10 protein-coding genes are annotated in these 11595 nt (G+C 73.3%); 4 read left to right on the forward strand and 6 right to left on the reverse strand.

The window, feature by feature from the left end; genetic code table 11:
* Positions 1–153: 153 nt before the first annotated feature.
* Entirely contained in the window at positions 154–1638 is a 1485-nt protein-coding gene (locus AB0J21_RS28385) for a glycoside hydrolase family 43 protein (protein ID WP_363148982.1), read from the reverse strand.
* A 299-nt stretch (positions 1639–1937) separates the two neighbouring features.
* Entirely contained in the window at positions 1938–2855 is a 918-nt protein-coding gene (locus AB0J21_RS28390; RefSeq protein WP_363148983.1) for an aminoglycoside phosphotransferase family protein, read from the reverse strand.
* A 293-nt stretch (positions 2856–3148) separates the two neighbouring features.
* Here AB0J21_RS28390 and AB0J21_RS28395 point away from each other — a divergent pair, with 293 nt between their 5' ends.
* Together AB0J21_RS28395 and AB0J21_RS28400 are read left to right on the forward strand one after the other, a co-directional pair.
* Positions 3149–3370: a hypothetical protein gene (locus tag AB0J21_RS28395; RefSeq protein WP_363148984.1), complete on the forward strand. Its 222-nt coding sequence runs from the start codon at positions 3149–3151 to the stop codon at positions 3368–3370.
* Complete coding sequence (locus tag AB0J21_RS28400) at positions 3367–3777, forward strand: PIN domain-containing protein (protein ID WP_363148985.1); 411 nt, start codon at positions 3367–3369, stop codon at positions 3775–3777. Before AB0J21_RS28395 ends, AB0J21_RS28400 begins: the two co-directional genes overlap by 4 nt.
* 234 nt (positions 3778–4011) lie before the next feature.
* Here the strand turns inward: AB0J21_RS28400 and AB0J21_RS28405 are convergent, their stop codons facing one another.
* The 4 genes from AB0J21_RS28405 to AB0J21_RS28420 all read right to left on the reverse strand — a co-directional run bounded on the left by AB0J21_RS28405 (position 4012) and on the right by AB0J21_RS28420 (position 8780).
* Positions 4012–5109 carry a hypothetical protein gene (locus tag AB0J21_RS28405; RefSeq protein ID WP_363148986.1) on the reverse strand — a complete coding sequence of 366 codons (1098 nt, stop codon included), beginning with the start codon at positions 5107–5109 and terminating at the stop codon, positions 4012–4014.
* Positions 5110–5129: 20 nt separating this feature from the next.
* The gene (locus AB0J21_RS28410) at positions 5130–6089 is read right to left on the reverse strand and encodes an N-acetylneuraminate synthase family protein (RefSeq protein WP_363148987.1); all 960 of its coding nucleotides are present in this window, start codon (positions 6087–6089) and stop codon (positions 5130–5132) included.
* Positions 6090–6099: 10 nt separating this feature from the next.
* Positions 6100–7395, reverse strand: a complete 1296-nt coding sequence (locus AB0J21_RS28415) for an acylneuraminate cytidylyltransferase (protein WP_363148988.1) — start codon at positions 7393–7395, stop codon at positions 6100–6102.
* A gap of 62 nt (positions 7396–7457) precedes the next feature.
* Complete coding sequence (locus AB0J21_RS28420) at positions 7458–8780, reverse strand: DUF6716 putative glycosyltransferase (protein WP_363148989.1); 1323 nt, start codon at positions 8778–8780, stop codon at positions 7458–7460.
* A 353-nt stretch (positions 8781–9133) separates the two neighbouring features.
* Here AB0J21_RS28420 and AB0J21_RS28425 point away from each other — a divergent pair, with 353 nt between their 5' ends.
* Together AB0J21_RS28425 and AB0J21_RS28430 are read left to right on the forward strand one after the other, a co-directional pair.
* Positions 9134–10108: a glycosyltransferase family 2 protein gene (locus tag AB0J21_RS28425; RefSeq protein ID WP_363148990.1), complete on the forward strand. Its 975-nt coding sequence runs from the start codon at positions 9134–9136 to the stop codon at positions 10106–10108.
* Entirely contained in the window at positions 10105–11460 is a 1356-nt protein-coding gene (locus AB0J21_RS28430; RefSeq protein WP_363148991.1) for a polysialyltransferase family glycosyltransferase, read from the forward strand. Before AB0J21_RS28425 ends, AB0J21_RS28430 begins: the two co-directional genes overlap by 4 nt.
* Positions 11461–11595: the final 135 nt, after the last annotated feature.

Raw genomic sequence — 11595 nt, forward strand, 5'->3', positions numbered from 1 at the left:
GTAAGGAAAGGGGTTTCGGTCCGCATGGTGGGACGCCGGGATGGGTAAGGGACCCTTTTCAGGGTGACGGCCGTAGAGGCCGGAGAGTCCGGCCGCCACCCCCGCACCCCGCTCCCGCGCCCCACCCCCGCGCCCCGCTTCTCGGTCCGCTTCTCAGTCGGTGTAGACCTCCGCGCGGTCCACGCTCACGAAGGAGCCCGTCGACTCGGCGTTGTGCTCGCCGGTGACGCGGACCCGCAGCGTGTGGCGCCCGTACGGCAGCTCGGGACTGAGGTACTGGCGCGTCTCTCCGGTGCGCAGGGCGCCGTGGAAGTCGACGCGCTGTTCGGTGCCGCCGTCGACGCTGAGCGCGCCGATGCCGTTGCCGGTGTCGCGCACGGACAGCAGGGCGATGCGCGTCCCGGTGAAGGTGAAGGTGGCGGTGTCGCCCGTCCGGTCGCTCCAGTGGTCGTCGCCCCAGAAGCACTGGGCGGCGCAGCCGGTGCCCGAGTTCCACGTCCCGGTGTAGGAGACGGTGCCGTCCCCGCCGGAGCGGCCGTCGTCGTTGATCCAGTAGTTACCCGATCCGGGGTCCCCGGCGGGCAGGTCCTGGGTGGCGCCGAGCGCGAGGGGCCGGCCGAGGTCGGGGCTGCCGTCGGCCTTCCAGGTGATCCGCTGGGCCCGGGTGGTGCGGTTGGAGTACGTGAACTCCGAGGTGGTCTTCGCGTGGTAGACGATCCAGTCCTCGGTGCCGTCGGGCGAGCGGAAGAAGGCGTGGTGGCCGGGGCCGTACACACCGCGGTCGTCGGCGCGCGAGAAGACCGGGCCGGAGTGCTGGGTCCAGTTGCCTGCCACCAGCGGGTCGGCGCCGTCGGGCAGGGACATCATCCAGATCTGGTAGTCGGGCTTGCCGGTGTCGCAGGTGGAGTAGGTCATCCAGGTACGGCCGTTGCGGTGGAGGAACTCCGGCCCCTCCCGGACCTCGGGGCAGCCGCCCGCCGCGTCGATGGCCACCGCGTCGCCCGAGACGGTGTACGGGTTCGACAGCGGTGCGAGGTTGATCCCGTTGTGCTGGTACTGGTTGATGCCGCTGTAGGCGAGGTAGAGGCGGCCGTCGCGCTGGAGGATGCCCGCGTCGATGGCGAAGTCGTCCGCGTGGTTGGGCGGGGCGAGTTTCGCCTTGTAGTGGTACGGGCCGGCCGGATCGTCGCCGTCCGACTCCAGGACGTGCAGACGGTGGTGGTCGTCGACCCCGTCGTCGGCGGTGTAGTAGAGGTACCAGTGCTCGCCGAAGCGGTAGAACTCCGGGGCGAAGATGTCGCGGTTGCGGGAGGCGTCGGAGTCGGTCCACACGGTCACCGGCTCGGCGGCCGACAGGTTGCTCAGCGAGGACGCGCGCCACATCCGGATGCTGCTGCCCTGCGTGGTGGTCAGGTAGTAGGAGCCCTTCCAGTACGTCATGAACGGGTCGGGCCCGTCGTTGAGCGGACTGCGGAAGGTCCCGGCCGCGGCGGCCGGCGCGGCCGTGGCGTGGGTGTCCGCCGACGCGGTGGCGGAGGCGGAGGACCACAGGAGGGACAGGACCGCGAGGAGGGCGGCCAGCACGGTGGCCGCGCGGCGCCGGGCCCGTGGACGGCTCGGGGGTGGGGTGTCGGGCATGGACGGCTCCTTGGGGCAGTGGGGTGCGCGGAGGCTCGTTCCGGGGGCGGAGGCGTGATGACGTGACGTCACCCGCCATGCGGCCTGCGTGATTACAACGATGTAACGCCGAGGTGACACGGTAGGGACGGCCGCCTGCCGTGTCAACGGAACGCGCGGGGGTGGGAGTTGCGCGGAGCGCGCGGAGCGCGCGGACGCCAAGAGGGGCGGGGATGTCACGGGAGCGGGACGGGGGCGGGCGTCGTGGTGCCGCCGGGCTGCCGGGCTGCCGGGCGCGGAGCGGCCCGGTAGCCCGTGCGTCACGTCACCTCGCCGAACACCGCTTGGTCACCCAGCACTTCGGCGATGATCCGCCGGTGCACGGCGGCCTGCGCCGGGTCGGTGTCCCGGGTCTGGCTGAGGACGAGGAGGGATTTCCACAGCGCCCAGCCCCGGGCCCGGGCCCAGGTGCCGGGGTCGAGACCGAGGGCCTCGCGGAAGGCCGTACGGCTCTGCCCGGAGAACAGGCCCCAGGCGATCACGAGGTCGCACGCGGGGTCGCCGACACCGGAGGTGCCGAAGTCGATGACGGCGCTGAGCCGTCCGCCGGTGAGCAGGAGGTTGCCGGGGGCGATGTCGCCGTGGAACCACACGGGCTCGTCCTCCCAGCCCGTGGCGAGCGCGGACTCCCACACGGCGCGGGCCCGCCCGGTGTCGACCTCGTCGCCCAGGACGTCGAGGCAGCGGCGGGTCTCCTCGTCGTAGTGGGCGGGCGAGGCGCCGCGCCACCAGCTGTGCTCCCCGGCGGCCGGCGCGCCCCGGGTGTCGCAGCGCCGGAGGGCGTGCAGGAAGGCGGCGAGATCGAGGGCGAGCGCCGTGAGGTCGGCGACGCGTCCGGCCGCCACGGTCTCCCCGTCCAGCCAGCCGCGCACCGACCACGGGTAGGGGTACCCCTCACCGGGTTCGCCGAGCCCGAGGACCGGGGGCACGGCGAGGGGCAGCGCGGGCGCGAGCCGGGGCAGCCAGGTGTTCTCCTTGGCGACGGCGGGCACGTACCCGGCGGCGGTGGGCAGCCGCACCGTCTTGTCGCTCCCGAGCCGGTACGTCCGGTTGTCCCACCCGTCGACCGCGACGGGCTCCACCGCGAGCCCGCTCCACCGCGGGAACTGCGCGCCGACCAGCCGCCGCACGAGAGCGGCGTCGATACCGGCCCGACCGTCCGGAGCCCGATTCACCATGCCGGAATGATCGGGGGACGGGGACGGGAGGGGCAAGCGGTTATCGGCCCGGGGGGCGGGGGACGCCGGGGTGGTCGTTCAGGCCGCGTTCCCGTGCGGGGTGAGGTTGATGGTCAGGTCGGCGGGAAGGGACCGGTGCGGCGCCCGAGCACCGCCGAGTGACGTGCGCGAGCCCGTACGCGATGCCAGCTGCGCGAGGCCACCGCGACCAAGGTGACCATGGCCGCCCGCGACAGCAGGAGGTTTACCGCGCACGGCCCCCGCACCGTACGAGTTGTCCGTATCCTGACGTCATGAGCACCTTGCGTGAAGAGCTGCACGAGCTAATCGACCGGCTGCCGGACTCGCAGGTGGCGCCGATACTGGCCCTCGTACGCGAGAGCAGCCCGGGTGAAGACGGGGGGGACGAGTGGCCACTGCCCGATTTCGTCGGCGCGCTGTCCAGCGGCAAGGGTGACCTCGGCGTCCGTTCCGGCGACATCCTCCGCGCCGAACTGGGGCGGGAAGCCGAGTGATCATCTGGGACACCGGGGCCTTGGTCGCCGCCGCCGACGCAGACGACCAGGATCACACCCGTTGCGTAGAGCTGATGCGTCACACCCCGCGTCCCCTGCTGGTGCCCTACCCCGTGCTCACCGAGGTCTGTTACCTCTTGGAGCGCGAGCACGGGACGCGGGCCGAAGCCGCTTTCCTGCGCTCCGTACGCACCGGCCAGATCAGTCTGATCCCCCTGTCCGCCGAGGACGTCGACCGCATGGTCGAACTGGTCGAGAAGTACTCCGATTTTCCTCTGGGAGCGGTTGACGCGTCCGTCCTCGCGATCGCGGAACGACTCGGCGCGGACGCCATCGCCACCCTGGACCGGCGCCACTTCAGCGTCGTTCGCCCCAAGGCTCCCCTCCACTTCGCTCTCTTGCCGTGATCTCCCGGCGCTGTAGTGGGCCGGGGGTCAGTCGGACTACGCAGTGACGGACGGGATACGGGCGGTGACGGTCGCTCGCCGGCTCGCCTCTCAGCACTTTCCGCGATCAGGGCCCCGGACGAAGTCACGCAGCCGCTGACCATCGGCGGTCGCGTCGTGACGTTCAGGGAGACGTTCGGGAGCGGGAGGAATAAGCGGACGTGTGGCGCCGCGTGGACGATTCTGCCCGCCCCCTCACCCCGCCGCCCCCTCCCGCCGTACCCGCTGGACGTCCCGCGCCGTACTCGTCACCCCGGTCAGGAAGCCCTGTGCGCGCGGGGAGGCCGTCGCGGTGAGCCAGGCCGGGTCGATGTCGCACACCGCGACGCGTACGCCGGTGCCGCTCAGCGCCAGCGGGAGCGTGTGGACGACCGTGGACGGGAAGCTCAGGACGGTGCGGCCCACCGGGCCCCGGCGGGCGATGAGTTCGAGGGGGAGGTCGGGGCGGACGATCTGGAGGCCGGTCTCGACGGCCAGCCGGTGGAGTTTGGTGGTGTTCTCCCTGCGGTGCGCGAAGTACCGGTTCGCGCCGTGCGAGGTGGCCAGGGAGCGGACCGCCTCGACGTACTTGTCCTCGTCGACGACGCCCGTCTCGACGAGCGAGGTGCCGACGAGGTCGGCGCCCAGGCCCACGGCGGGCGGGCCGAAGGACGTGCGGGTCCACGCGAAGGAGTGCGTGGCCACGGTGATCCCGGCGGGCGCGCCCTCGATCGGCATGCAGGTGAACAGTTCCACGCGCCGGCCCTCGCCCGGGGTGAGCCTGCGGCGCGCGGAGGAGGAGAACGGCGCGAAGGCCAGGTCGCGGGGGCCGGAGCGGCCGCCCCGGTGCCAGCGCACCAGGGGCTGGCCGCGTACCAGGAGGTCCACGAACTCCATCGTGGCGGTGCCGTCGTCCACCACGACCAGGTCCCGGGCCCTGGTGAGGGTCAGCAGGAGCTGGACGTAGCGGGAGAACGGGTCGCCGATGACGACGCGGCGGGCCGCCCGCAGCAGCGGGGCGAGCGCCCGCACGGTGTGCAGGGGTGCGGCGCTCCCGCCCCTGGCCTCCTCCCAGCGCAGCGCCATGCCGGTCTGCCGCGCGTACTCGGCCATGCGGCGCAGTTGCCCGCGCGACATCGGGTCGGTCGGCGAGAGCACGACGACGGTGACCGAGCTCGCGTCCAGGCCCGGCGCGACGTACGCCCACTCCAGGACGTTGAGGAGCTGTACGGGGCTCTCGACGAAGGCCAGGGTGGAGGTGTCCGGGGGCACCGCGTGCGGTGGTGTTCCCGGCGGGCCGGCGGGGGAGGTCATGGGGCGGGTCCGCGGGGCCGTCAGACCGCTGCCGGGGCGGTCTCGCCGGACTCCGCCTCGCGCACGGCGGCCTCGGCCTCGGCGACGACGCCCGTCACGCGGCGCAGCTTCTTCATGGGGCCCAGCTCCGACTCGTAGACCTTCTTGACGCCGTCGCCGAGGGAGGCCTCGATGGTGCGGATGTCGCGCACCAGACGGGAGAGGCCCTGCGGCTCGACGGAGGCGGCCTGGTCGGAGCCCCACATCGCGCGGTCCAGGGTGATGTGCCGTTCCACGAAGCTCGCGCCGAGGGCGACGGCGGCCAGCGTGGTCTGCAGGCCCGTCTCGTGGCCGGAGTAGCCGATCGGGACGTTCGGGAACTCGGCCTGGAGGGTGTTGATGACGCGGAGGTTCAGCTCCTCGGCCTGCGCCGGGTACGTCGACGTGGCGTGGCACATCAGGATGTTGTCGCTGCCGAGCACCTCGACGGCGTGCCGGATCTGCTTCGGCGTCGACATGCCGGTGGACAGGATGACGGTGCGGCCGGTGGCGCGCAGCGAGCGCAGCAGTTCGTCGTCGGTGAGGGAGGCGGAGGCCACCTTGTGAGCGGGCACGTCGAACTTCTCCAGGAAGGCGACGGCCTCGGTGTCCCACGGGGAGGCGAACCAGGCGATGCCGCGCTCCTTGCAGTGCTCGTCGATCGCGCGGTACTCGTCCTCGCCGAACTCGACGCGGTGGCGGTAGTCGATGTACGTCATGCGGCCCCACGGGGTGTCCCGCTCGATGTCCCACTGGTCGCGCGGGGTGCAGATCTCCGGGGTGCGCTTCTGGAACTTGACGGCGTCGCAGCCGGCGTCGGCGGCCGCGTCGATCAGGGCGATCGCGTTGTCGAGTTCGCCGTTGTGGTTGATGCCGATCTCACCGGTGATGTACACGGGGTGGCCGGGCCCGGCGGGGCGGGTGCCGAAGGCGCGGGTGCGGGCGTCGGGCGTTGCGTTCATGGTGCTTTCCTCAGCTGTGGGTGGGGTGGGGGGTGTGGGTGGGCTGTTCCCGGCCTGCGGCACCGGCGCCGGTGGCCTGACCGCTGCCCCCGGTGGGGGTGCCGGTGGCCAGGTCCTGGCCCAGGAGCCAGCCGGCGATCTCGCGGACGGCGCCCGATCCGCCGGGGACGGTGGTGACGGCGCGCGCGGCACCGCGCACGGCGTCGTGGGCGTTGGCGACGGCCACGGGCCAGCCGACGAGGCCGAAGCAGGCCAGGTCGTTGGCGTCGTTTCCGGCGTAGAGCACGCGCTCGGGCGCGATGCCCTGTTCCTCGCACCACTGTTTGAGGGCGAGGTCCTTGCGGTCGATGCCGTGCAGCACGGGGATGCGGAGCTTGCGTGCGCGGGCGGCGACGACCGGGTTCTGTTCGGTGGACAGGATCAGCAGCGCGAGTCCGCTGCGGCGCAGCGCGGCGACGCCGAGCCCGTCCCCGCGGTGCACCGAGACCAGTTCGCGGCCCTCGGAGTCGATGTGCACCCGGTCGTCGGTCTGGGTGCCGTCGAAGTCGAGGACGACCGCGTCGACGTCCTGCCGCGTCGGCAGCGCCCCGGGGCGCCCGGCGTCGAAGTGCGCGGCGAGGGCGCGGGCGCGGGCCAGCTCGTGCGGGTCGTCGATCTCCAGGACCCGCGCCGGGTCGGTGCGGACGAGTTCGGTGCGGCCGAAGAAGCGGTGGCCGTGGGTGCGGAAGCCGGTGACGTCCATGGCGTACGCGGCGCCGGTCTCCAGGAAGTCCTCGGGCCGGTCCTGGCGGCGCGGCCGGAAGCGGTGGTCGTGGTTGACGCCGTACGCGCCGTCCCCTCCGGCCTCGGCGGCGCGCTCCCCCTCCCGCCACACGAAGCCGTGGAAGGGGGCGACGGTGAGGGCGGTGTCCGCGCCGTCCTCGACGACGGCGGAGGCGACGCCGTCCACGTCGGAGGCGAGCAGGAAGGGGCTCGTGCACTGGACGAGGAGGACGGCGTCCATCCTGGCGCCGTGCAGCGTCTCGTGCTGGTCGAGGGCGTGCAGGACGGCGGCCTCGCTGGTGGCGTGGTCGCCGGAGAGTTCGGCGGGGCGGCGTACGGCCTCGGCGCCTGCCTCGCGGGCGGCGCGGGCGATGGCCTCGTCGTCGGTGGACACCACGACCTCGGTGACGAGGCGGGCGGCCAGGCACTCCCGTACGGCGCGGACCACGAGGGGGACCCCGCCGACCGGCGCGAGGTTCTTCGCGGGCACCCCCTTCGAGCCTCCCCGGGCGGGGATCACGGCCAGGACGCGGCGCTGGGTCATGGGTGGGGCTCCTTGGGCGGCGGTTCGCGGGTCGGGGTCGGGCTGGGCGGGGTGGCTGCTCGTCACAGGTCCCCCATGCGCCGGATGACGGGGGCGACGCGCTGCACCCCGTGCCGGTAGGCGCCGCGCGCGGCCTGCCGGACGACCTGGCGCAGCGGCCCGGGGGCGCGGTCCTCGGCGGCGGCGCCCGGCAGCGGGCTCCCGTCGGGGGCGAGGCGGTGGCGCGCGAGGATGCCGGGCAGGTAGCCGGGGGCGGTGGCGAGCGTGTAGTACGGCGCGAGCGGCGGGAGTTGGCTCCGCGCGGCCAGTTCGGCGACGCGGGCGCGGGCGGCGTCGAAGGCGCGCTCGTACGGCTGGTCGGAGGCGACGCCCTGCCGCGCGGTCCACTCGGGATCGGCTACCGGGAGCCGGCCCTCGTCCAGGGCGTCCCAGGAGGTGAGGCAGCCGGAGCCGAGGAAGGCGTGGTTGCCGAGCGCCTCGCGGATGCCGAGGTCGGTGAGGACGGCGGTGGGCACGCCCCGGTGCAGGGATTCGAGGGCGGCGGTGGAGCTGACCGTGACGAGGAGGTCGGCGGTGTCCAGGATCTCGCCCATGTGCCCGTAGGCGAGACGGCAGTTGTCCGGCAGGTCGAGAGAGCGGGCGAGCTTCTGGTAGGGGTGCTCCTCGATGTGCGTGGTGTGCTCGCCGGGCTTGGACCGCAGCTTGATCAGCACCTCGCGCCCGGGGTGCAGCCGGGCGTGCTCGACGGCGCGCCGCAGCAGGTACAGCCGGTCGGCGCGGCGCTCGGGCACGGAGGGCTGGACGGCGAAGACGACGGTACGTACCTCGTCGGCGACCTTGCGGGGGCTCCCGCCGAGGAAGGGCAGGGCGCACTCCACGACACCGCGCGACTCGGCGCCCACCCCCTCGTACACGGCGCGGAACCGCTCGGCGTCCTGCCGCGAGTTGGCGAGGACCACGTCGGCGCCGTGCCGCAGCAGCAGCCCGTCGGCGAGCTTCTCGTAGACGACCCCGACATACCCGGTGACGACCACGGGCCGCCGCGCCCGCCCCCGCCACACCTCGCGCAGCCCGTGCAGCATCGCCTGCACCCCGCCCCCGACGAGGGCGAGCACGACGACGTCGTACCCCTCCTCCCCCATCGCCCGCAGGAACCCGGCGGCGGTCACCTCCCGCAGGGAGACGGCGCGGACGCCGACCTCGTCGAGCTGGCGCGCGGTCGGAGTCGCCCGGCCGCGCAGCAGGAACCCGTCGAGGTGGCTGTCCCCGGCGATCCTCGCTGCGGTGAGGGCTCCCCATTTCCAGCGGGTGTCGGAGTCGGCGAGGACCGCGACCCGCACGGTGGGGGCTGCGCCCGGATCGGGCTGCGTATTGCTTGCTGGCACGTCCCCGACGTTAGGAACGAATTCCGTGGGACGGCCCAACTCGACGGCAACAGCGGGTTAACAACGGACCGACGAATGGGGAATCGGCTCGCCCTTTCGGGTGACACCCCCTTTTCACGTGCGCTCTTCCGGTGCTTTCCCCGGACGGCACACGGACGGCACACGGACGGCACACGGACAGTCCCGCGCGTGACGAGCGTGCCGGAACCGCCGTTTCGGGCCGATTTCCTCCGCACGGAACCCGTCCCGAACCCGCCCGGAACAGACGGATCAATCATTCCGCCATTCCCCGTTCACCTGCCGTACGCGTACGAGTCAGCGCCCGGGACAAGCCGGCGCCTAGCGTCGGGCGGGTGGTCAAGCTCTCCGTCATCGTGCCGTTCTTCAACGTTCGGCCTTTCATCCCCGAAGCGCTGCGCAGTCTCCGTGCGAACGCCCGTGACGATTTCGAGTTCGTTTTCGTCGACGACTGTTCGACCGACGGCACGCAGGACGTCGTGGCGGCCGCCGCCTCGTCCCTGGGCGCTCCCGTACAGCAGATCCGGCACGAGAGGAACAGCAGTATCGGTACGGCCCGTAATACGGGGCTGCGTGCGGCGCGCGGCGAATACCTCATGTTTCTGGACGGGGACGACTGGCTCGCCCCGGGCTATCTCACGCAGCTGCTCGCGGCGGCCGAGGCGCTGGACGTGGACTTCGTGCGTACCGACCACGTGCGGTGCACCGCGCGGGCGCGCACCGTGTACCGGGCGCCGATCGGGCGGCGCGGCGCGGTCCTCGATCCGCGGGAGCTGATCCTGCCGGCCGAGCGGTCGACCTCCGTGGACTACCCGTACTCCTGGGCCGGGGTGTTCCACCGCAGACTGCTGGACGCGGGGCTCATGGAGTTCCCCGAGGGGCTGCACACCGCGGAGGACCGGCCGTGGATCTGGCGGCTGCACCGTGAGGCGCGGTCCTGCGCGGCGGTGAACGTGCTCGGTTACTTCTACCGGCGCGGGGTCACGACCTCGCTCACCCAGATCGGCGACGTGCGTCAGCTCGACTTCCTCGCGGCCTTCGACCGGCTGGTGGCGGAGACCTCGCAGGACCGGGACGCCGACCGGCTGCTGCCCAAGGCGGTGCGCACGTACTGCGCGATCATCGCGCACCACATGGGGCGGGCCGAGCACTTCCAGCCCTCCGTGGCGCGCAAGCTGCGGGAGGGGAGTGTGGCGGCGCTGCACCGGCTGCCGCAGGACGTGCTGGACGGGGCGCTGTCCTCCATGGACGTGGAGCGCGCGACGCTGCTGCGCAAGCTGCGGCGGCGACCGGCGGGGGTGGCGGCGTGACGACGCGGATCTTCCTCGCCTCGACGCTGTACGGGACGGCCACCCTGGCCGCCGCGATCGACGCGGGCGCCTTCGCCCCCGTGGACCGTACGATCCTGCTGCTGAGCAACAACGCGGCGAACCCGGAGACCACCCCCGGCCCGGACTCCATGGCGGGCTTCGGCCGGTTGCGGTCGCGGTTCGGCGAGGTGCGGCACTGGAACGAGGCGATCTTCCCGTTCCACCCGGGCTCCTGGAAGCCCTCGCCGGACGACATCCCGCTGTGGGAACGCTATCTGCGGCTGCTGTGGCAGCTCGGGGACGACGACGTGGAGCTGGTCGCGGAGTCCATCCAGGTCGTCCCGGCGCTCGCGGTGACCGCGATCTTCACGGGCGCCCGGATCGACGTGTACGCGGACGGGCTGATGAGTTACGGACCGACCCGTATCAAGCTGGACCCGCTGATCGGCACCCGGATCTCGCGGCTGCTGCACCTCGATCTCGTACCGGGGCTGCGCCCGCTGCTGCTCACCGAGTTCGGGGTGGAGCAGGAGCTGGTGCCGACGTCCGCCTTCCTGGCCGTCCTCGACGAACTCGGCGAGGAGGCGCCTGAGTTGCCGCAGGAGGTGGCGCGGGCGGCGGAGCGGCCCGCGCTGCTGCTCGGCCAGTACCTGTCGGCGCTCGGCATCCTCACCGCCGAAGAGGAGGAGGAGCTGCACGCGACGATGGTGCGCGGCGCGGTCCAACTGGGCCACGCACACCTGCTGTTCAAGCCGCACCCCACGGCCCCGGCGCGGTTCTCGCGCCGCCTGGAGGAGGAGGCGCACCGGCTCGGGGTGGCGCTGACCGTGCTGGACGTGCCCGTCCTCGCGGAGGTGCTGTACCAGCGGCTGCGGCCCGCGCTGGTCGTGGGCTGTTTCTCGACGGCGCTGCTGACGGCGGCCTCGTGCTACGGCCTGCCGGTCGCGCGCGCGGGGACGGAGCTGCTGCTGGAGCGGCTGGCCCCGTACGAGAACAGCAACCGGGTCCCGGTGACCGTCGTGGACGCGCTGCTGCCCGACACGGCGGACCGCGCGGCGGTCGAGGCGCAGGACCTGGACGTGGCGGGGGCCGGGTTGCAGGAGTTGCTGACGGCGGTCGGTTTCGCGATGCAGCCGAAGGTGTACCCGGGCCTGCGCGGCGCGGCGGAGGCGTATCTCGCGCGGCATCTGGACGACCGTACCCGCCGCTACTTCAAGCGGCGGCGGCTGACGGTGCTCGGGCTGCCGGGCGGGGTCCCGCAGCAGCTGGCCTTCCTGCCGCGCACCGCGGCCGTACGGAAGGTGGCGCGGCGGGCCCGCGCGCTCAAGCGGCGGGCGGCCGGTTCCAAGTAGCACCGCACGAGGGGGAGGGGGGAGGGGGGGGGCCGGGGGGGGGGGCGCCGCCCCCCCCCCCCCCCCCCCCGGGGGGGGCCGCCCCCCCCGCCCCCCCGGCCGCGCGCGGGGGGGGGGGGGCGCGGGGGGGGCCCC

Origin of the sequence: Streptomyces sp. NPDC049954, from assembly GCF_040656295.1 — a bacterium.
Taxonomy (GTDB): Bacteria; Actinomycetota; Actinomycetes; order Streptomycetales; family Streptomycetaceae; genus Streptomyces.

What these genes read in the sequence shown, in the direction of transcription:
- AB0J21_RS28385 (WP_363148982.1), bottom strand. Translation starts at nt 1,638, where the DNA reads ATGCCCGACACCCCACCCCCGAGCCGTCCACGGGCCCGGCGCCGCGCG.
- AB0J21_RS28390 (WP_363148983.1), bottom strand. Translation starts at nt 2,855, where the DNA reads ATGGTGAATCGGGCTCCGGACGGTCGGGCCGGTATCGACGCCGCTCTC.
- AB0J21_RS28395 (WP_363148984.1), top strand. Translation starts at nt 3,149, where the DNA reads ATGAGCACCTTGCGTGAAGAGCTGCACGAGCTAATCGACCGGCTGCCG.
- AB0J21_RS28405 (WP_363148986.1), bottom strand. Translation starts at nt 5,109, where the DNA reads ATGACCTCCCCCGCCGGCCCGCCGGGAACACCACCGCACGCGGTGCCC.
- AB0J21_RS28410 (WP_363148987.1), bottom strand. Translation starts at nt 6,089, where the DNA reads ATGAACGCAACGCCCGACGCCCGCACCCGCGCCTTCGGCACCCGCCCC.
- AB0J21_RS28415 (WP_363148988.1), bottom strand. Translation starts at nt 7,395, where the DNA reads ATGACCCAGCGCCGCGTCCTGGCCGTGATCCCCGCCCGGGGAGGCTCG.